Consider the following 19,221-nt stretch of genomic DNA (forward strand, 5'->3'; position numbering starts at 1 on the left):
AGGGTGCCTCCGGTACCGGCCGTTGCGGGTCCGGCGCCGCCTCGGCAGCTGTCGGTCTGGCCGAAAGGTGCCGATTCCTTTCCCGTGCACCAGCGTTCACGGCTGAATACCAGGCTTGTAGGTGCCCCACGGGCACCACACCATGTCATGTCACTGCCAACTCGACACTCCGGGAGCAGCAGCATGTGCGAGGACGACCACGGAATGGGAATGGGCAGACGCGCCCTGTTCGTGACGGGAGCGGCCGCCGCGCTTACGTTGGGAAGCGTGAGCTTCTCCAACGGCCCCGAGGCCGCAGCGGCAAGCAACCAGGAGACCAGGACGGTACGCGGCACCCTGCCCGTCGGTTCGCCGGACTTCGTGTACCTCCCGGTCGAAGTCCCGCGCGGCGTACGGGAGATCAAGGTCGCGTACACCTACGAGAAGCCGTCCGTCCCGGCCGGCACCGCGGGCAACGCCCTCGACATCGGCATCTTCGACGAGCGCGGCACCGAACTGGGCGGCCGGGGCTTCCGCGGCTGGTCGGGCGGGGCGCGCACGGAGTTCTTCCTCCGCGCCGATGACGCGACGCCCGGCTACATCCCCGGACCGGTCCGCCCCGGCACCTGGCACATCGCGCTCGGCCCGTACACGGTGGCGCCGCAGGGCCTGCCGTACGAGATCACGATCACGCTCACCTACGGCGAGCCCGGCGCCGTCGCGCAGCCGACGTACCCGCCGTCGCGGGCGAAGGGCCGTGGCCGCGCCTGGTACCGCGGCGACTGCCACCTGCACTCCTGGTACTCGGACGGCCGCCGCACCCCCGCGGAGATCGCCGCGCTCGCCCGCGCGGCGGGCCTGGACTTCATCAACACATCGGAGCACAACACCCACTCCTCGCACCCCCATTGGGCGGACCAGGCGGGCGACGACCTCCTGATCATGCTGGGCGAGGAGGTCACGACCCGCAACGGTCACGTGGTGGCCCTCGGCACGGACCCCGGCACCTTCGTCGACTGGCGCTACCGGGCCCGCGACAACCGTTTCGGCCGCTTCGCCCGGCAGATCCGCCGCGCCGGGGGCCTGGTCGTCCCCGCCCACCCGCACGCCACCTGCATCGGCTGCGGCTGGAAGTTCGGCTTCGAGGAGGCGGACGCGGTCGAGGTGTGGAACGGCCCGTACACCCCCGACGACGAGGTGACGCTGGCCGAATGGGACAACACCCTGGTCGCCTCGGTGCGTTCCGGCCACGACTGGATCCCGGCGATGGGCAACAGCGACGCGCACCGCGACCCCGACCCGGTCGGCACCCCGCAGACGGTGGTCCTCGCCGACGACCTGACCCGCGAGGCCATCCAGGAGGGCATCCGCGCGGGCCGCTCGTACGTGGCCGAGTCGAAGCTGGTCTCCCTGACCTTCACGGCGTCCGGCGCGAAGGGCGAACACGCGGGCATCGGCGAACGCCTGCATGTGGACAAGGACACCCCGGTCACCATCCGCCTGGAGGCCACCGGCGCCCCGCGCTGCACGATCCGCTTCGTCACCGACGAGGGAGTGCTCTTCACGAGCGCTCCGTTGCCGGTCTCCGGCTCCGGCACGGCGGAGTGGACCACGACGGCACAGTACGCGGCCTACGTGCGGGCGGAACTGCGGCACGAGGTGGCGGTGGGTCCGCTGCCGGGGGCACTGGCGGCGTTCACGAACCCGATCTTCCTGGGGACGGCGGGCCACCAGGAGTGACACACGGAGAAACGGAGTGACGCACGGACCCGGGCCCTCCGCCGACCCGGCCCTCGCTCATCACCCCAGCCCCGGCCCCAGCCACTCCCTGAGGGCGGCGAAGTCCGTCTCGGTCAGGCCCTGGCGAGGGTCGACGCGATGCAGCAGGGCGCGCCCTCGGTGGTGTGCGCGGACCCAGGCGCGATCGGTGTCGGTGATCTCGTCGTCCACCCAGATGAAGGGACGGCCGGCGGCCCAGGCGACGAGAGGGCGGGTTTTCCAGTGCAGTCCGTGCCTCTCGTCGTGTTCCTCCTGACCGGACGGCTCGGGCCAGGGCACCACCGCCAGCTCGGGCAGGCCGATCCGCGGTGCGATGCTTTCGTTCGCGTCGGCCATCCACGTCGTGGCCCAGACCAGCTCGCAGCGCAGGGCCGTCAGCCGGGCGCCGTGTTCGGGATCGATCCTGGTCAGGAGGGGATGCGCGTCGCCCTTCCGTGGTTCGGGATCTGTGCCGAACGTCGGATACCCGTCCGGGTACTGCTGCGCCGTCGCCCCGAACGGGATGAGGGGCCCGTCGACATCGAGGAAGAGCAGCGGTCGCTCGGCATCGGCCATAGCTGCACGATATCGCCCGTTCGGGGGGCGTACTCAGGACGCCATGGTGACGGTCATGCCCTGAGAGCGTCCTGCGCGCGCGTGTTGGAGAGGCGGTCCAGCCACTCGCCCAGCAGGCCCGTCTCCGCTGGGGTGAAGGCCGGGCTCGGGGTCTGGCGGAGAAGCGCGCCGAGGCGGGTCGCGGTGGCCGGGGACGCCGGTCTCGTCCGGGGTGGCCGTGGACGGCGTACCGGAGCCGGTCACCTCCGGGGTGAAGACCACCGCGTGTACCGCGTCCCGTACCCGGCGGGAGACCGTCTCGTCCGTGAACGTCGCCGGGCGGGAGACCAGCATCAGGGAAACGCCCACGTTGGCGGACATGATCATCTGGGCGGCCAGTTCGGGAGCCAGGCGCAGGCTGCCCTGTTCGGCCGCCCGCTGGAGGTCCGCGGTGAGGATGCGGTGGGACTCCAGTGCGGCGGCCGGAGGCGTGCGCATCGCCGGGGAGTTCATCAGGCGGTAGAGGTTGGGGTTGCGCAGGGCGAACCCGGGCGGGCGGCGCGGTCATACGCCCGCCCCGCCGGCCCGGTGCGGCCCGTGGAATCTCACCGGTGCGGCCCGTGTAATTTCAGCGGTGACACAGGAGAGGCGGTCCCCGCATGACGCGCTACGCCGAGATCAAGTACCGGATCGTCACGCCGTTCCAGCGGCACGTCGGCAATCCGATCCTGCGGCGACTGCCGATTCAGACCGTGCTGGAGACGACGGGCCGGACGTCCGGTCTGCCGCGCCGCACCCCGGTGGGCGGCCGCCGTGTCGGCGATGCCTTCTGGCTGGTCTCCGAATACGGGGAGCGGTCCCAGTACGTGCGCAACATCCTTGCGGATCCGCGGGTCCGCGTGCGGATCCGGGGCCGTTGGCACACGGGCACGGCCCATCTCCTCCCGGACGACGATCCGCGCGCCCGCCTGAGGACGCTGCCCCGCATGAACAGCGCGGCGGTCCGTGCGCTGGGCGGGGGGCTGCTGACGGTGCGCGTCGACTTGGCGGACTGAACCCGAGGGCCGCGCCCCCAGACCCCCTGGCGGGCTCTTGGCCGCGGGGGGGGCGGGTCTGGGCCCGCGGGGGGCGGGTCTGGGCCCGCGGGGGGCGGGGGCTGGGCCCTCGGGTGGGCGGGGGCTCGGCCCGCGGGTGGGCAGGGGCTCGGCCCGCGGGTGGGCAGGGGCTCGGCCCGCGGGTGGGCAGGGGCTGGGCCCGCAGTCCCCCGCGCCTTTGACGGGCGCGGTCTCACCCCGGCCAGACGATCGCCTGCACCTCGCTGTACGCATGCAGGGCGTACGACCCCACGTCCCTGCCCACCCCGCTCTTCTTGAAGCCGCCGAAGGGCGCCTCCATGTTGCGGCCGACCGTGTTCACGCCCACGCCGCCGGCCCGCAGCCGCCGGGCCACACGGAAGGCGCGGGCGATGTCGCCGGACCAGACGTAGTCGATCAGGCCGTAGTCGCTGTCGTTCGCGAGCGCGATGGCTTCTTCCTCGTCGTCGAAGGGGAGGACCACGACGACCGGGCCGAAGATCTCCTCGCGCACCACCCGCATGTCCGGGGTGCAATCGGCGAGGAGGGTGGGGGCCACGTAGAAACCCGAGGCGAGGGCGGGGCGTTCGCCGCCCGTGACCACCCGCGCCCCCTCCTTCCGGCCCAGCTCGACGTACGACTCGACGCGGTCCCGGTGCGCCGCCGAGATGACCGGGCCGACCACCGTCCCCTGCTCCCGCGGATCGCCCACCGTCAAGTTCCCGGCGTAGGCGGCCAGTTGCTCGACCAGCCGGTCGTACACGCCACGCTGCGCGAGCACCCGCGTGGGCGCCGTGCAGATCTGCCCGCTGTAGAAGGAGAACGTCGTGCCGATGCCCCGCACCGCCGACTTCAGATCGGCGTCGTCGAAGACGACCGCCGCGCCCTTGCCGCCCAGCTCCATCAACTGCCGCTTCATCCCGCGCCCGCACACCTCGGCGATGCGCTGCCCGACGGCGGTGGAGCCGGTGAAGCTCACCATGTCCACGTCCGGGCAGTCCACGGCCGCCTCGCCCGCCTCCGCGCGCGAGCCGCTCACCACGTTGACCGTCCCCGGCGGCGCGCCCGCCGCCTCCAGCGCCTCCGCCATCCGGTACACCGACAGCGGGTCCTGCGGGGCCGGCTTCACGACCACCGTGTTGCCCATGGCGAGCGCGGGGGCGATCTTGCCGGCCGGATTCGCCCAGGGGTTGTTGTACGAGGTGATGCAGGTGACCACACCGACGGGCTGGCGCACGGCCAGTGCGCCCATCACCGCGGCCTTCCCGAAGGGGCCGGCCTCGTTGATCTGGGGCGGCAGCGGCTGTTCGACGGGCTCGGCCTTCGCGTACCGCCGGAACCGGGCCACCCCGACGCCCACCTGCATGCCACGGGCCGTCCCCGTCGTGGCGCCGCTCTCGGCCTGGGCGAGTTCGGCGTACGGGAGGAAGTGGCGCTGGATGAGGTCCGCCGCCCGGCCGAGGACGGCGGCGCGCTCCTCGGCCGGGGTGCGGGACCAGGCCGGGAAGGCCTCGCGGGCCGCGGCCGCCGCCGCGTGCACCTGCTCCCGCGAGGCCTCCGGCGCCCGCCCGACAACGCCCTCGGTCGCCGGGTCGATCACCTCGTAGAACCCGTTGTCGGGCGCCACCCACGACCCGCCGATGAACAACCGCTGCTCGTCACCGCTCACTTGGTACTCACCGTCCGCGTGTCCCGCCCCGAGCGGAGCACCTTCCCCGGCACCGCGCCCGTCACCGTGTCGCCCCTGATCGCCTCGACGCCGTTGACCCATACGGCCGTCACACCGAGGGCCTTCGAGTCCAGGCGCGGGCTCTCTCCCGGCAGGTCGTGCACCAGGGTGGCCTTGCCGGCGTCGATCCGTTCCGGGTCGAAGAGCACCAGGTCCGCATGCCACCCCACCTCGACGCGTCCGCGCTCGCGCAGTCCGAAGAGCCGGGCCGGATCGTCCGTCAGCATCCGCACCGCCTGCTCCAGCGTCGCCAGCTTCCGGCCGCGCAGGCAGTCGCCGAGGAAGCGGGTGGTGTACGGGGCTCCGCACATGCGGTCCAGATGGGCGCCCGCGTCGGAGCCGCCGAGCATGACGTCCTGGTGCTGCCAGGTCTCCGCGCGCAGCGCCCACGAGTCGGGGTCGTTGTCGGTGGGCATCGGCCACAGCACCGTACGCAGGTCGTCGTTCGCACAGATCTCGACGAGGCACGCGAAGGGTTCCTGGCCGCGCTCGGCCGCGATGTCGTTCACGACCCGTCCGGTCAGGCCCTCGTTCGCCGCGCTGTAGGTGTCACCGATGACGTACCGGCCGAAGTTGGCGAGGCGCCGGAAGACGCCCGCCTCCTTGGAGTGCGCGCGCCGCAGCATCCCGGCCCGGACGTCCGGGTCGCGCAGCTTCACGATGCGCTCCGGGACGGGCAGCCCGAGGACCGGTCCCCAGCCGGGGATCAGGTTCAGGGCGCAGAAGGTGCCCAGCGACATGTTCATCGGGGTGAGGATCGGCATGGTGAGCGCGACGACGCGGCCGCCGGCCTTGCGGGCGCGCTCGCTCGCCTCCAGCTGGCGGGGGACGCGCTCGGGGACGGCGGCGTCGATCGTCAGGACGTTCCAGTTGAGCGGGCGGCCCGCCGCCGTGCTCATCTCCACGAAGAGATCGATCTCGGCGTCGCTGAACTGGTCGAGGCAGCCGGCCACGATCGCCTCGATCTGGGTGCCCTCGTGCTCGCCCACGGCCCTCGACAGGGCCAGCAGCTCGGCGGGTTCCGCGTGCCGGGAGGCGACCGGTTTCCCGTCGCCGTCGGAGTGGGTGGAGGACTGGGTGGTGGACAGGCCCCAGGCCCCGGCCTCCATCGCCTCGTGGAAGAGGGCCAGCATCTGCCCCAGCTGCTCGTCGGTCGGCCGGCCGCCCACCGCGTCCGGCCCCATCACGTAACGGCGCAGCGCGCAATGCCCCACCATGAAGCCCGCGTTGACGGCGATCCGCCCCTCCAGGGCGTCCAGGTACTCCCCGAAGCTGTGCCAGTTCCAGGGCGCGCCCTCCTCCAGGGCGACCAGGGACATGCCCTCGACCTTGGACATCATGCGGCGCGTGTAGTCGGCGTCCTCGGGCCGCGCGGGGTTGAGCGGGGCGAGGGTGAAGCCGCAGTTGCCGCCCGCGACCGTCGTCACCCCGTGGTTGAGGGACGGGGTCGCGTACGGGTCCCAGAAGAGCTGGGCGTCGTAGTGCGTGTGCGGGTCGACGAAGCCGGGGGCGAGGACGAGTCCGTGCGCGTCCTCGGCCGTCCTCGCCTCCTCGGTGATCCGACCGATCGCGGCGATACGTCCGTCCCGTATCCCCACGTCGGCCGTGTACGCGGGCGCCCCCGTCCCGTCCACGACGGTGGCGCCCTTGATCAGGTGGTCGAGCATCGCGGAGCAACCCCCTATGCGGCCTGGCGGAACCGGGTGGTCCGGTGCACCGGATCCGTGTCGATCTTCGGAATCACGTGCTCGCCGATCAGCTTGATCGTCTGGAGGGTGTCCTCGCGGGAGATCCCGATCGGCAGCCCGAAGCTGAGCTGGTCCGCCCCCGCCTGCTCCCAGCGCTTGCACTGGGTGAGCACCTCGTCGGGGTCGCCGCAGATCAACAGCTCCTCGGCGATGAGGAGTTCGATGATCTCCTCGTTGAACTCGGGGAGCGTCTCGGGCCACACGGGGAAGCCCTCGGGCCGCGGGAAGGTGTCGTGGTAGCGGAAGACCAGCGACTGGAGGTAGTGCAGCCCGCCGGTCGCGGCGATCCGAACCGCCTCCGCGTGCGTCGGAGCGCAGATCGCCGTCGACGTGACCATCACGTTGTCGTTGACGAAGTCCCCGACCGGCCGCGCGTCCACGATCGCCGTCTTGTACTGCTCCAGGACCCACTCCATGTCGGAGACCTTCTGCACGCTGAAGCCGAGGACCCCGAGCCCCTTGCGGGCGGCCATGGCGTACGAGGGCGGCGACCCGGCGGCGTACCACATCGCGGGGTGCGACTTCCCGTACGGCTTGGGCAGGACCTTGCGCGGCGGGAGCTGCCAGTGCTTGCCCTGGAAGCCGGCGTACTCCTCCTGGAGCCACATCTTCGGGAACTCGGCGATGGTCTCTTCCCAGATCTCCTTGGTGTAGTTCATGTCGGTGACGCCGGGTATGAAGCCGAGGATCTCGTGGCTGCCCGCGCCGCGCCCGCTGCCGAACTCGAAGCGGTTCTCGGAGAGATGGTCGAGCATGGCGACCTTCTCGGCCACCTTCACGGGGTGGTTGACCTGGGCGAGCGGGTTGAAGATGCCGGAGCCGAGGTGGATGCGGTCGGTCGCGTGCGCCAGATAGCCGAGGAAGACGTCGTTCGCCGAGAGGTGCGAGTACTCCTCCAGGAAGTGGTGCTCGGACGCCCAGGCGTACTTGAAGCCGGACTTGTCCGCCTGGATGACGTACTCGGTCTCCTCCATCAGCGCCTTGTGCTCCGCGAGCGGATCGGTCTCGGCCCGCTTGCCCACGTATCCCTGTACAAAGAGCCCGAATTCCAAGGAGGTTCACCGTCCCGAGTCTGAAGTCTCTACTTTCTGACGTACCGTCAGATTCTCTTGCCGCCGACTGTGGCACCGCACCCATGCACCGTCAATAGCTGATACGGCGTCACCTGGACGCCTCGCGCACGGTCGCTCAGAGCACACTCACGCCCGCCAGCCAGCCCCCGTCGATCACGAACGGCTGCCCGGTGATGTACGAGGAGTCCTCGCCGGTGAGGAAGAGGGCGAGGCGGGCCACCTCCTCCGGCCGGCCGATCCGCCCGAGCGGCACGAGCTTGCGGTACAGCTCGTCGAGCGCCTCCGAGGCCGCCGCGCTGTCGGCGGGGTCGGCGGCCGGGTCGAGCTGGGCGGGGTTGCTCATGGCGGTGTCGATGGCGCCCGGGCAGACGGCGTTGACCCGGATCTTCTTGGCGGCGAGCTCCAGGGCGGCCACCCGGGTCAGCCCGACGATCGCGTGCTTGGTCGCCGAGTAGGCCCCCACCCACGCCATCCCCGTGAGCCCCGCGTACGAGGCGGTGTTCACGATCGTGCCGCCGCCCGCCGCCTCGATCTCGGGCGCCACGGTCTTGATCCCGAGGAACACCCCGACCTGATTGACCTGGACGACCTGCTGGAACTCGTCGAGGGGCGTGTCGACCAGCTCGTTGAAGCGGAGGATGCCGGCGTTGTTGACGAGCCCGTCGATACGCCCGTACGCGCTCTTCGCGGCCTCGGTGGCCGTGCGCCAGTCGTCCTCCCGGCTCACGTCGAGATGGACGTACCGTGCGCCGATCTCCTTGGCCAGGGTCTCCCCCTGGTCGTCGAGCACGTCGGCGATGACGACCCGCGCGCCCTCCTCGACGAAGAGCCGCGCCTCCTGCTCGCCCTGCCCGCGCGCCGCACCGGTGATGAGGACGACACGTCCGTCCAGCTTGCCCATGGCTGACTCCCTAGGTGAGGTGGGGTGCGACGTCGGCGCCGAACGCCGCTATCTGGTCGGTGAGTTCGCTGCGGCTCCGGCTGCGGAACCGCACCTGGATCTGGTGCACGCCCATCGCGCGGTAGGCCCGCAGCGACTCCGCGAGCGCCTCCGGCGCCCCGTGCAGCGTGCGCCGCCCGACGTCCCAGCCGGGCTCACCGACGTACAGCGGCTCGGTGATGGCGCCGATGGTGAGCGGCTCCTCGATGCCCGCGCCCTCCCGGATCCGGCGCAGCGTGGCGATCTGCTCGGGCAGCCGCTCGCGCGGATCCCCCTGCGGCAGCCAGCCGTCACCCCGCAGCGCGGCCCGGCGTATGGCGGCGGGCGAGGAGCCGCCCACCCAGACGGGCACGTGCTCCTGTGCGGGCCGGGGCCGCTGCCCGAGCCCCTCGAAGTCGTACAGCTTCCCGTGGTGGACCGGGAACTCATCCGGCCCGAGCGCGGCCCGCAGTGCGTCGACGCACTCGTCGAGGACGGCCCCGCGCCGCTCGAAATCGGCCCCGACCGCCTCGAACTCCTCCTGTACGTGCCCCGCGCCGACCCCGAGGATCAGCCGCCCCCCGCTCAGGTGGTCCAGGGTCGCGTACTGCTTGGCGGTGACGAGCGGATGGCGCAGGCCGACGATCGCGACATGGCTGAGCAGCCGTACACGCTCGGTGACGCCCGCCAGATAGGCGAGGGTGGCGACGGGGTCGTACCAGATGGTGCTCATGGCTCCGGCGAGCCGGCGCGGGATGGCCACGTGGTCGCAGCTCGCGAGGTAGGCGAAGCCGGAGCGGTCGGCGGTGCGGGCGATCTCGACGAGGTCGCCCGGGCCGGCGCCCGCCTCCCACCCTTCCGCGTAGATGGTGCTCTGCGACTGGACGGGGAGCTGCATCCCGTACGCCAGTCGTCCCTCGGGCAGTACTTGCATGAGCACGCACCCCTATCTGACGGACCGTCACATAATCGTGCCCGCCATGCTCGTAGCTGACGGCCTGTCAGGCAAGGGGTGCGCGGGGTTTCACGGCGCCCAGAGGCCGTCGTCCGTGAGCCCCAGCAGCTCGATCGCGTTGCGCCGCACGATCCGTTCGACCACGTCGGGGGCCAGGTGTCCCATCTGCGCCTCGCCGACCTCCCGGGACTTGGGCCAGGTGGAGTCGGAGTGGGGGTAGTCGGTCTCGTAGAGGACGTTGGCGACCCCGATGGCGTCGAGGTTCTTCAGGCCGAAGGCGTCGTCGAAGAAGCAGCCGTAGACGTGCTCGGCGAAGAGTTCGGAGGGCGGGCGGTGGACCTTGTCGGCGACGCCGCCCCAGCCGCGGTTCTCCTCCCAGACCACGTCGGCGCGTTCGAGGATGTAGGGGATCCAGCCGATCTGCCCCTCCGCGTACATCACTTTCAGGTTCGCAAAGCGCTCGAACTTGCCGCTCATCAGCCAGTCGACCATCGAGAAGCAGCAGTTGGCGAAGGTGATGGTGGAGCCGACGGCGGGCGGGGCGTCGGCGGAGGTCGAGGGCATCCTGCTGCTGGAGCCGATGTGCATGGCGATGACCGTGCCGGTCTCGTCGCACGCGGCGAGGAAGGGGTCCCAGTCGTCGGTGTGCACGGACGGAAGCCCGAGGTGCGGCGGAATCTCGGAGAAGGCCACCGCGCGTACGCCACGGGCGGCGTTGCGGCGCACCTCCTCCGCGGCGAGCGCGGGGTCCCACAGGGGGATGAGGGTGAGGGGGATGAGACGGCCCCGGGCGGCCGGCCCGCACCACTCCTCGACCATCCAGTCGTTGTACGCCTTCACTCCGAGAAGGCCCAGCTCACGGTCCTTGGCCTCGGTGAAGGTCTGGCCGCAGAAGCGGGGGAAGGTGGGGAAGCAGAGGGCGGACTGGACGTGGTTGACGTCCATGTCGGCCAGCCGCTGCGGGACGTCGTACGAGCCCGGTCGCATCTGCTCGTACGTGATGACTTCGAGGCGTATCTCGTCCCTGTCGTATCCGACGGCGGTGTCGAGGCGGGTGAGCGGGCGGTGCAGGTCCTCGTACACCCACCAGTCGCCGATCGGCCCGTCGTCCCCTGGGCTGCCCATGACCGGCGCGAACTTGCCTCCCAGGAAGGTCATTTCCTTCAGGGGCGCGCGGACTATGCGGGGCCCGGCGTCCTGGTACTTCGCGGGCAGCCGGTCCCGCCAGACGCCGGGGGGCTCCACCGTGTGGTCGTCCACCGAGATGATCTTCGGGAAGTCCGGGACGGTTGCGAGGGTCTCCATGGTCTCCATGAGCTTCACGGTAGCGCTGATCTGACGACCCGTCAGCTATCTGTGGACGTCCCGTCGACTCCTTACTGGTGGGTGAATCCGAGCGGATGTGTGGGGAGACCGTGTGAGGACCTTGTGGTGTCCCGTGCGGCTGCCTGTGATCGCCGTCTCGCACGGCTGACGCATCCGCCATGAACAAGGCAAACTGGCCTCGTTGTACTGACGGTTCGGCAGGGGGCAGCGATGGACGGTGTGCCGCGAGTACCGGAGCAGCGGCGTCCCGAGGAATCGGCGGCGCTGCGCTTCAGCGTGCTCGGCCCGGTGCGCGCCTGGCGCGGGGACGATCCCCTGCCGGCGGGGTCCCCGCAGCAACGCGCCCTGCTGGCCGCGCTGCTGCTCCGCGAAGGCCGCACGGCGACGGCGGCCGAACTCATCGACGCGCTGTGGGGCGACGAGCCTCCGTCCCAGGCACTGGCCGCCGTACGGACGTACGCGTCCCGCCTTCGCAAGACGCTCGGCGCCGAGGTCCTGGTCAGCGAGTCCGGCGGATACGCGATCCGCGCCCCGAGGGAGGGCGCGCTGGACCTGGCCCAGGCCCAGGAACGGGCGGCCGACGCCGAGAAGGCGCGCGGCGCCGGCGACCTGTGCCGGGCCCGCGAACTGCTCAGGGAAGCCCTCGGCCTGTGGGACGGGGAACCGCTGGCGAGCCTGCCCGGGCCCTACGCGGAGACCCAGCGGGCACGCCTGGAGGAGTGGCGCCTGCAACTGCTGGAGTCCCGCCTCGACATGGACCTGGAGCAGGGCTGTCACGCGGAGGCGGTGTCCGAGCTGACCGCGCTGACCGCGGCGCACCCCCTCAGGGAGCGCCTGCGGGAACTGCTGATGCTCGCGCTGTACCGCAGCGGCCGCCAGGCGGAGGCCCTCGCCGTGTACGCCGACACGCGGCGCCTGCTGGCCGACGAGCTCGGGGTGGACCCGCGCGCCGGTCTGAAGGAACTCCAGCACCGCATCCTGCAGGCCGACCCGGGCCTGGCGGAACCTTCGGCCCCGGCCGCCGAGCCCGCGGCGGCACCGGTGCTTCCGGCTCAACTCCCGGCCACCGTGCCCGACTTCACCGGCCGCACGTCCTTCGTCGCCGAGCTGAGCGACGTACTCGCGTCCGCCGAGGGACGGGTGATGGCGGTCTCCGCGCTGGCCGGGATCGGGGGCGTCGGCAAGACGACGCTCGCGGTACACGTCGCCCACCAGGCGCGCGGGGCCTTCCCGGACGGCCAGCTGTACGTCGACCTCCAGGGCGCGGGCTCGCGAGCGGCGGAACCGGAGACGGTGCTGGGGGCGTTTCTGCGGGCCCTGGGGACCGCAGATTCCGCCATCCCCGACTCCCTGGAGGAACGCTCCGCCCTGTACCGCTCCGTGCTGGACGGCCGCCGGGTCCTGGTCCTGCTGGACAACGCCCGCGACGCCGCCCAGGTGCGCCCGCTGCTGCCCGGTACGGAGGGCTGCGCGGCGCTGGTGACGTCACGGATGCGGATGGTGGACCTGGCCGGGGCGCACCTGGTGGACCTGGACGTCATGTCGCCCGAGGAGGCCCTGCTGCTCTTCACGAGGATCGTGGGCGAGGAGCGGGTGGCGTCCGAGCGGGAGGCCGCGCTGGACGTGGTGGCGGCCTGCGGCTTCCTTCCCCTGGCGATCCGGATCGCGGCGTCCCGCCTGGCCGCCCGCCGCACCTGGACGGTGTCGGTCCTGGCGGCGAAACTCGCCGACGAGCGCCGCCGCCTCGACGAACTCCAGGCCGGCGACCTGGCCGTGAAGGCCACCTTCGAGCTGGGCTACGGCCAACTGGAGCCGGCCCAGGCCCGGGCCTTCCGGCTGCTGGGGCTGGCCGACGGCCCGGACATCTCCCTCGCCGCCGCCGCCGCGGTCCTGGACCTCCCGGCCGAGTCGACCGAGGACCTCCTGGAGTCCCTCGTCGACACCTCCCTCCTGGAGTCGGCGGCCCCCGGCCGCTACCGCTACCACGACCTCGTACGCCTCTATGCCCGCTCCTGCGCCGAGCGCGACGAACACCCGCCGAGCGAGCGGGACGCGGCGGTGTCGCGGCTGCTGGACTTCTACTTGGCCACGGCGGCCGGGGTCTACGCGATCGAGCGGCCGGGAGAGCGGGTTCTCACGCACTTCGCGGCGACCAAATGGGCCGGCCTGACCTTCCCGGACCGGGATCGTGCGCTGGAGTGGCTGTTCAGCGAGTCGAACTGTCTCCTCGCCTGCGCTCTGCAGGCGTCGACCACAGGTATGCAGCGCAAGGCCGCGGACTTGTTGATGGCTGCCGTGGATTTGGGTGAATCCGGTGCCAACTCGCTCCAGTTCACCCAGGCCGCCGTCGCGGTGAGCGACGCCGCCCAGGCGGCCGGGGACTCCTGGGCCGAAGGCCGGGCCCGTACGATGCTCACCCACGTGCACAGCGTCAGCGGGCGCTTCGCGGAGGCCGAGGCGGAGGGCAAACGGGCCCTGGAACTCGGGCTTTCGGCGGGCGATCCGGTGGCATGCGGTCAGGCTCCGAACCAGCGGGGCATCATCGCCCTGTACGAGGGCCGCCATGCCGACGCCGAGGCGCACTTCGAACGCGCTCTGGAGGCCTTTCGGTCGGACGGCAACCAGCCGGGCGCCGCCTCGGCCCTGTGCAACCTCTCACGCGTCCACCTGGCCACCGGTCGCACGGAGAGCGCGGTGACGCTGGCACAGACCGGCATCGAGATATACGAGCAGGACGTCACGGGCCAGACCTTGCGGCTCGCCAACGGGAAGTACGCCCTGGGCCTGGCTCTGACCAACGCCGGGAAGACCGCCGAGGCGCAGTCCGCGCTTCTCTCGGCGCTGGAAGTGTTCCGCGACAGCAGACAGCGTCTGTGGCACGGTATGACGCTGTTCCGGCTGGCCGAACTGCACCTCTCGGACCGTGGACCTGCGCTGGCCGCCTCTCACGCCGAGCAGGCGCTGGCGGTGTTGCGCGGCATCGGCGGCGAATGGCGCCGCGGCAACGTCCTCACGGTCCTCGGTCGTGCCCTGATGGCGATCGGGCACACCGACCGGGCCCACGTGTGCTGGCGGGAGGCCTTGGCCATCTTCGAGGAGCTCGGTTCACCGGAGGCCGCCGAGGTACGCAAGCTCGTCGTTCCGGCAGCAGTCGCCTGACCTGGGCTGTTGGGTCGTTCATCAATCGTTTATCGCGGACCGGCACTCTCATGAGTGCCGGTCCGTCGCGTCGGGGGGCAGACGGCTCGGTACCTCGGCCACACCGTTAAGGTGAACGGCCTTACGAATGCCCGTCCGGCGGCCCTCGGGGGAGTCGCCGGGCGGGCACGTCCAGTCCCACACAGAACCTCAAGGGAGTTGACCGTCATGGCCGACAACACGGGCGACATCAAGCCGAACGACGCGCACGCGACCGACGAAGAGCTCACCACCCAGGACGCTCACGCGACCGGCGGCGAACTCAAGCCGGCGGACGCGCACGCCACCGACGAAGAGGTCACCACGCTGGACGCTCACGCCACGACCGAGCGCCCCAACTAGAACCACCTCACACGGGGATCGGCCGCGGCGGCGCGGAGGGGGAGCCGTCGCGGCCGATGTGTTGTTTCGTCCACTGCACCCCGGGTCCCGGTTCCAGCCCCGGTTCCAGCCCGGTCCCGGTTCCGGTCCGGTCCCGGTTCCGGTCCGGTCCCGGTTCCGGTCCGGTCCCGGTTCCGGTCCGGTCCCGGTCCCGGTCCAGTCGGTCACTGAGGTGACCGTCCCCGCAGCTCCCCCTTGACCACCTTCCCGCTCGCGTTCCGCGGCAGCTCGCCCACGAACTCCACCGCCCGCGGCACCTTGTAGTTCGCCATCTCCCGGCGCGACCAGGCGATCAGGTCGTCCGCCGTCAGGACCGAGCCGGCACGGCGTACGACGTAGGCCTTGCCGACCTCGCCCAAGCGGCCGTCCGGGATCCCGATGACCGCCACGTCGGCCACATCCGGGTGCAGGCCCAGCAGTTGCTCTATCTCGGCGGGGTACGCGTTGAAGCCGCCGACGATGAACATGTCCTTGATGCGGTCCGTGATGCGGAGGTTGCCCGACTCGTCCAGGACGCCGACATCGCCCGTGCGCAGCCAGCCGTCGGCATCCAGGACCGCTGCCGTGCCGGCCTCGTCCTCGAAGTAGCCCCGCATGACGTTGAATCCGCGGACCAGGACCTCACCGGGGGTGTCCGGGCCGAGGACCACCCCCGCCGGGTCCACCACGCGCACCTCCGTGTCCGGGATCGCCCGGCCCGAGGTGGAGGCGATCACCGGCGGGGCGTCCCCGCGGCGGCACATCGTCACGATGCCGCTCGCCTCGGAGAGGCCGTACGCCGTGAGGACCGTGTCGATCTTCAGCTCCGCCTTCAGGCGTTCCACCAGGCGGAGCGGGACGACCGCGGCGCCCGTCACCACCAGACGCAGCGCCGAGAGGTCGTACGCGTCCCGGGACGGGTGGTCGAGCAGGGACTGGTGGAGGGTGGGGGGACCGGGGAGGACCGAGACGCGTTCCGAGGCGACGTTCGCCAGGACCGTGTCCACGTTGAAGACGGGCTGCGGGATCATCGTCGCGCCGCGCATCAGGCAGGCCAGCACGCCCGCCTTGTAGCCGAAGGTGTGGAAGAAGGGGTTCACGATCAGATAGCGGTCCCCGGCGCGCAGGCCCGCGAGCTCGCTCCAGATCTCGTAGCCGCGGAGCGTCTGCGCGTGGGTGATCACCGCGCCTTTCGGGCGGCCCGTCGTCCCGGACGTGAAGACGATGTCCGAGGGCGAGGAGGCGGAGAGGCGGGCCGCCCTCCCCCGGACCTCCGCCGATCCCACACCTTCTCCGCTCGCCAGGAAGTCCTTCCACGTACGGAAGTCGGCGGGAGCGTCGTCCGAGAGCACGACCACCTGTTCCAGATGAGGGAGGGCGGGAAGCGGCCCGGGACCCGGGCCCTCCCCTGCCGCCCGCCGCAGCGACGCCACATACGACGTCCCCAGGAACGTGCCCGTCACGAACAGCAGACGGGCCCGGCTCCGGGACAGCACGTACGCCGCCTCCGCCCCCTTGAAGCGCGTGTTCAGCGGGACCAGCACCGCGCCCGCCGACACCGCGCCGAGGGCGGAGACGATCCAGTCGAGGGTGTTGGGGGCCCAGATCGCCACCCGGTCGCCCGTGCGCACCCCGTTCGCCACGCACGCCGCCGCCGCGCGTTCCACCCGGGCGCCCAACTCGGCGTACGAGATCCGCGTACGGCCCTCGACGACCGCCTCGTGGTCCGCGAAGCGCGTCGCCGCCGACCGCACCAGTCCCGGGATGCTGCCCCACTCCAGGTCTCCGCGCATCGCACGCCTCCCACCGCCGAAGTCCTGCTAGCTGACTGACCGTCAGATTAGCTGTAGCCTGACGGCCTGTCAGCAGCCGGGACCGTCTGCGGAGGTGCACCCATGCCGGGGATCAAGGACGCCACTGCCCTCGTCGGAATCGGGCAGACCCGCTTCGCCAAACAACTCCCCGAGTCCGAGAAGGCCTTGGCCTGCCGGGCGATCCTCGCCGCGCTCGACGACGCCGGGATCGCGCCCGCGGAGGTCGACGGACTCGCCTCCTACACCATGGAGGAGACGGACGAGGTCGAGGTGGCCAAGGCGGTCGGCTTCGGCGATCTCACCTTCTTCAGCAAGGTCGGTTACGGAGGCGGCGGTTCGTGCGCCACCGTCGCGCATCTCGCGGCCGCCATCGCCGCCGGGCAGGCGACGGTGGGCGTGGCCTGGCGGTCGCGGAAGCGGGGCAGCGGACCGCGTCCGTGGCGGAACACCGCGGTCCAACTCCCCACTCCCGCCCAGTGGACGCGGCCCTTCGGGCTCCTCCGGCCCGCCGACGAGATCGGCATGCTGGCCCGCCGCTACATGCACGAGTACGGGGCCGACCGGGATCATTTCTTCAATGTCGCGCTCGCCTGCCGGAACCGGGCCAACCAGAACCCGGCGGCGATCATGTACGAGCGCCCTCTCACCAGGGACATGTATATGACCTCGCGGTGGATCAGCGAGCCCCTGTGCCTGTTCGACAACTGCCTTGAGACGGACGGTGCGCTGGCCTGCGTCATCGTGTCGGCCGAGCGCGCCCGCGACTGCCGGCAACGCCCGGTGTACGTCCACTCCGCCGCCCAGGGCCTGCCCGCCCAGCACCACGGCATGGTCAACTACTGGAACGACGACCCGCTCACCGGACCCGCCTGGACCGCCGCCCGACACCTCTGGAAACACGCCGACTTCACCCCGGAGGACGTGGCCGTCGCCCAGATCTACGACGCCTTCACTCCGCTGATACCCCTGTCCCTGGAGGGCTACGGCTTCTGCGGGCGGGGCGAGGGCGCGGCCTTCACGGAGGGCGGCGCGCTGGAGATCGGCGGGCGGCTGCCCATCAACACGGGCGGCGGCGGACTCAGCGAGGCGTACGTGCACGGCTTCAATCTCATCAACGAGGGCGTGAAGCAGTTGCGGGGCACGAGTACCGCGCAGGTCCCCGGGGCCGCCACCTGCCTGGTCACGGCGGGCGAAGGGGTCCCGACCTCCGCCCTTCTTCTGAGGACCTGAGGCCCCGAGGACCCGAGCCTGCGGACCCCGAGCCTGAGGACCCGAGGGCCTGAGGACCCGAGGACCTGAGGACGCGAGGGCCTGAGGACGCGAGGGCCTGACCTGAGCCGAGGACCTACCTGAGGACCTGAGGCCCCCTGAGCAGCTGAGGAGCTGACATGAGCGAGTCCCTTCTCTCCCCCGTCCTCGACGACGACGGCGCACCCTTCTGGCGGTACGCCGCTGAGGGCGAGCTGCGGATCCAGGCGTGCGCCGACTGCGGTGAGCTCCGCTTTCCGCCCCGGCCCTGCTGCCCGCACTGCCACTCCTTCGCGAGCGAGTGGCGGAAGATGAGCGGGAGAGGACGGGTGTGGTCGTACGTCGTCCCCCATCCGCCGCTGCTGCCCGCCTACGCGGCGCAGGCCCCGTACAACGCGATCGTGGTGGAGCTGGCGGAGGCTCCGCGGATACGGCTGGTGGGGAACCTGGTGAGCGGACCCCATGAGCCGCTCGACTCCGTTCCGCCGGACCGGATACGCATCGGGGCGCGGGTCCAGGTGGTCTTCACGGAGGTGGACGGGGTGTCCGTACCGCGCTGGGTCCTGGAGCGGTCATGAGCGGCGACGGTGGCGGTGACGGTCTTGTCATCGGCGTCGACAAGGACACCGGCGTCGCCGTCCTCACCCTCGACCGGCCCGAGAAGCTCAATGCCATCGATCTCGGCATGGCGGCCGAACTCGCGGACGCGTGGCGGGAGTTCCGGTTCGACGACACCGTACGGGCGATCGTCGTCACCGGGGCGGGTACGCGTGCCTTCTGCACCGGGATCGACCGGGACGTCGTCGTGCCGCAGCCCGGCTCCCCCTACATGGTGGACGATCCGCTCGTCGCGATCGGGCCCAAGGCGAACGATCTGTGGAAGCCCGTGATCGCCGCCGTGAACGGGATGGCCTGCGGGGGCGCCTTCTATCTCCTCGGGGAGGCGGAGTTCGTCGTCGCGGACGAGGCGGCAACCTTCTTCGACCCGCACACGACGTACGGGATGGTCAGCGCGTACGAGTCCATCTACATGGCGCAGCGGATGCCGTTCGGGGAGGTCGCGCGGATGGCGTTGATGGGGACCGCGGAGCGGGTGTCGGCGCGGCGGGCGTACGAGGTGGGGCTGGTGTCGGAACTCACCGCGGACGGTGAGGCGTTGGAGGCTGCCGTCGACTGTGCCGCCGTCATCGCCTCGTATCCGGCCTCGGCCGTGCAGGGGACCGTGCGCGCGTTGTGGCTGGCGAAGGAGGCGGCACGGGCGCAGGCGCTCACGCACGCGCCGCAGCTGGTGTCGCTCGGGAACCTCCCGGGGGAACGCCAGCGGGGCCTGTTCACGGGCCGCCGGCCCGGGTTTCGGCTGCGGTAGCTCGGCGAGGTGCTCCGCACGGGGTGGAACCTTCGCCCCCGAACCCCCGCCCCTCAACCGCGGGAGCTCAACCACCGGAGCGCGCACCGCCGGACGGCAACCACCGGAGCGCAACCACCG

General features: G+C 71.5%; 15 protein-coding genes and 1 pseudogene. 7 read left to right on the top strand and 9 right to left on the bottom strand.

Annotation, left to right across the window (positions count from 1 at the left end):
• Positions 1-183: 183 nt before the first annotated feature.
• The gene (locus tag ACFVXA_RS14085; RefSeq protein WP_390025108.1) at positions 184-1,719 is read left to right on the top strand and encodes a CehA/McbA family metallohydrolase; all 1,536 of its coding nucleotides are present in this window, start codon (positions 184-186) and stop codon (positions 1,717-1,719) included.
• Between the two features lie 60 nt (positions 1,720-1,779).
• Here ACFVXA_RS14085 and ACFVXA_RS14090 read toward each other — a convergent pair whose 3' ends face one another.
• Together ACFVXA_RS14090 and ACFVXA_RS14095 are read right to left on the bottom strand one after the other, a co-directional pair.
• Positions 1,780-2,313 carry an HAD domain-containing protein gene (locus ACFVXA_RS14090; protein ID WP_390025110.1) on the bottom strand — a complete coding sequence of 178 codons (534 nt, stop codon included), beginning with the start codon at positions 2,311-2,313 and terminating at the stop codon, positions 1,780-1,782.
• Positions 2,314-2,366: 53 nt separating this feature from the next.
• Positions 2,367-2,838, bottom strand: a pseudogene (locus ACFVXA_RS14095) (TetR/AcrR family transcriptional regulator); the annotation flags it as partial.
• Positions 2,839-2,951: 113 nt separating this feature from the next.
• Here ACFVXA_RS14095 and ACFVXA_RS14100 point away from each other — a divergent pair.
• Positions 2,952-3,347: a nitroreductase/quinone reductase family protein gene (locus tag ACFVXA_RS14100; protein WP_362016579.1), complete on the top strand. Its 396-nt coding sequence runs from the start codon at positions 2,952-2,954 to the stop codon at positions 3,345-3,347.
• 232 nt (positions 3,348-3,579) lie between these two features.
• On the opposite strand, the gene ACFVXA_RS14105 is transcribed toward ACFVXA_RS14100, so the two are convergent.
• The 6 genes from ACFVXA_RS14105 to ACFVXA_RS14130 form a co-directional block, all read right to left on the bottom strand.
• The gene (locus tag ACFVXA_RS14105; RefSeq protein WP_384398653.1) at positions 3,580-5,034 is read right to left on the bottom strand and encodes an aldehyde dehydrogenase family protein; all 1,455 of its coding nucleotides are present in this window, start codon (positions 5,032-5,034) and stop codon (positions 3,580-3,582) included.
• Entirely contained in the window at positions 5,031-6,761 is a 1,731-nt protein-coding gene (locus ACFVXA_RS14110) for an amidohydrolase family protein (RefSeq protein ID WP_383900552.1), read from the bottom strand. The genes ACFVXA_RS14105 and ACFVXA_RS14110 overlap by 4 nt, the downstream gene beginning before the upstream one ends.
• A gap of 14 nt (positions 6,762-6,775) precedes the next feature.
• Positions 6,776-7,894 carry an LLM class flavin-dependent oxidoreductase gene (locus ACFVXA_RS14115; protein ID WP_362016585.1) on the bottom strand — a complete coding sequence of 373 codons (1,119 nt, stop codon included), beginning with the start codon at positions 7,892-7,894 and terminating at the stop codon, positions 6,776-6,778.
• A gap of 136 nt (positions 7,895-8,030) precedes the next feature.
• A complete protein-coding gene (locus tag ACFVXA_RS14120; RefSeq protein ID WP_362016587.1) occupies positions 8,031-8,816 on the bottom strand; it encodes a glucose 1-dehydrogenase in 786 nt (261 codons plus the stop codon).
• 10 nt (positions 8,817-8,826) lie between these two features.
• On the bottom strand, positions 8,827-9,768 hold the full coding sequence (locus ACFVXA_RS14125) for an LLM class F420-dependent oxidoreductase (protein ID WP_390025249.1): 942 nt from the start codon (positions 9,766-9,768) through the stop codon (positions 8,827-8,829).
• A 90-nt stretch (positions 9,769-9,858) separates the two neighbouring features.
• Complete coding sequence (locus ACFVXA_RS14130) at positions 9,859-11,103, bottom strand: amidohydrolase family protein (RefSeq protein WP_362016592.1); 1,245 nt, start codon at positions 11,101-11,103, stop codon at positions 9,859-9,861.
• 222 nt (positions 11,104-11,325) lie between these two features.
• Here ACFVXA_RS14130 and ACFVXA_RS14135 point away from each other — a divergent pair, with 222 nt between their 5' ends.
• Positions 11,326-14,274, top strand: a complete 2,949-nt coding sequence (locus tag ACFVXA_RS14135) for a BTAD domain-containing putative transcriptional regulator (protein ID WP_390025112.1) — start codon at positions 11,326-11,328, stop codon at positions 14,272-14,274.
• A 207-nt stretch (positions 14,275-14,481) separates the two neighbouring features.
• Entirely contained in the window at positions 14,482-14,655 is a 174-nt protein-coding gene (locus ACFVXA_RS14140) for a hypothetical protein (protein ID WP_362016596.1), read from the top strand.
• Positions 14,656-14,858: 203 nt separating this feature from the next.
• On the opposite strand, the gene ACFVXA_RS14145 is transcribed toward ACFVXA_RS14140, so the two are convergent.
• Entirely contained in the window at positions 14,859-16,466 is a 1,608-nt protein-coding gene (locus ACFVXA_RS14145) for a FadD3 family acyl-CoA ligase (protein ID WP_390025114.1), read from the bottom strand.
• 102 nt (positions 16,467-16,568) lie between these two features.
• On the opposite strand from ACFVXA_RS14145, the gene ACFVXA_RS14150 reads away from it, so the two are divergent.
• The 3 genes from ACFVXA_RS14150 to ACFVXA_RS14160 all read left to right on the top strand — a co-directional run bounded on the left by ACFVXA_RS14150 (position 16,569) and on the right by ACFVXA_RS14160 (position 19,101).
• On the top strand, positions 16,569-17,717 hold the full coding sequence (locus tag ACFVXA_RS14150; protein ID WP_362016600.1) for a lipid-transfer protein: 1,149 nt from the start codon (positions 16,569-16,571) through the stop codon (positions 17,715-17,717).
• Between the two features lie 158 nt (positions 17,718-17,875).
• Entirely contained in the window at positions 17,876-18,313 is a 438-nt protein-coding gene (locus tag ACFVXA_RS14155) for a Zn-ribbon domain-containing OB-fold protein (protein ID WP_390025116.1), read from the top strand.
• Positions 18,310-19,101: an enoyl-CoA hydratase/isomerase family protein gene (locus ACFVXA_RS14160; protein WP_390025118.1), complete on the top strand. Its 792-nt coding sequence runs from the start codon at positions 18,310-18,312 to the stop codon at positions 19,099-19,101. Before ACFVXA_RS14155 ends, ACFVXA_RS14160 begins: the two co-directional genes overlap by 4 nt.
• Positions 19,102-19,221: the final 120 nt, after the last annotated feature.

The sequence above is a fragment of the Streptomyces sp. NPDC058246 genome (assembly GCF_042881985.1).
Classification (GTDB): domain Bacteria; phylum Actinomycetota; class Actinomycetes; order Streptomycetales; family Streptomycetaceae; genus Streptomyces.

Bases quoted from the DNA above. Each gene is read 5' to 3' on its own strand.
- ACFVXA_RS14155 (WP_390025116.1), top strand. From the start codon at position 17,876: ATGAGCGAGTCCCTTCTCTCCCCCGTCCTCGACGACGACGGCGCACCC.
- ACFVXA_RS14160 (WP_390025118.1), top strand. From the start codon at position 18,310: ATGAGCGGCGACGGTGGCGGTGACGGTCTTGTCATCGGCGTCGACAAG.
- ACFVXA_RS14145 (WP_390025114.1), bottom strand. From the start codon at position 16,466: ATGCGCGGAGACCTGGAGTGGGGCAGCATCCCGGGACTGGTGCGGTCG.
- ACFVXA_RS14125 (WP_390025249.1), bottom strand. From the start codon at position 9,768: ATGCAAGTACTGCCCGAGGGACGACTGGCGTACGGGATGCAGCTCCCC.
- ACFVXA_RS14130 (WP_362016592.1), bottom strand. From the start codon at position 11,103: ATGGAGACCATGGAGACCCTCGCAACCGTCCCGGACTTCCCGAAGATC.
- ACFVXA_RS14150 (WP_362016600.1), top strand. From the start codon at position 16,569: ATGCCGGGGATCAAGGACGCCACTGCCCTCGTCGGAATCGGGCAGACC.
- ACFVXA_RS14090 (WP_390025110.1), bottom strand. From the start codon at position 2,313: ATGGCCGATGCCGAGCGACCGCTGCTCTTCCTCGATGTCGACGGGCCC.
- ACFVXA_RS14120 (WP_362016587.1), bottom strand. From the start codon at position 8,816: ATGGGCAAGCTGGACGGACGTGTCGTCCTCATCACCGGTGCGGCGCGC.
- ACFVXA_RS14100 (WP_362016579.1), top strand. From the start codon at position 2,952: ATGACGCGCTACGCCGAGATCAAGTACCGGATCGTCACGCCGTTCCAG.
- ACFVXA_RS14135 (WP_390025112.1), top strand. From the start codon at position 11,326: ATGGACGGTGTGCCGCGAGTACCGGAGCAGCGGCGTCCCGAGGAATCG.
- ACFVXA_RS14140 (WP_362016596.1), top strand. From the start codon at position 14,482: ATGGCCGACAACACGGGCGACATCAAGCCGAACGACGCGCACGCGACC.
- ACFVXA_RS14085 (WP_390025108.1), top strand. From the start codon at position 184: ATGTGCGAGGACGACCACGGAATGGGAATGGGCAGACGCGCCCTGTTC.
- ACFVXA_RS14110 (WP_383900552.1), bottom strand. From the start codon at position 6,761: ATGCTCGACCACCTGATCAAGGGCGCCACCGTCGTGGACGGGACGGGG.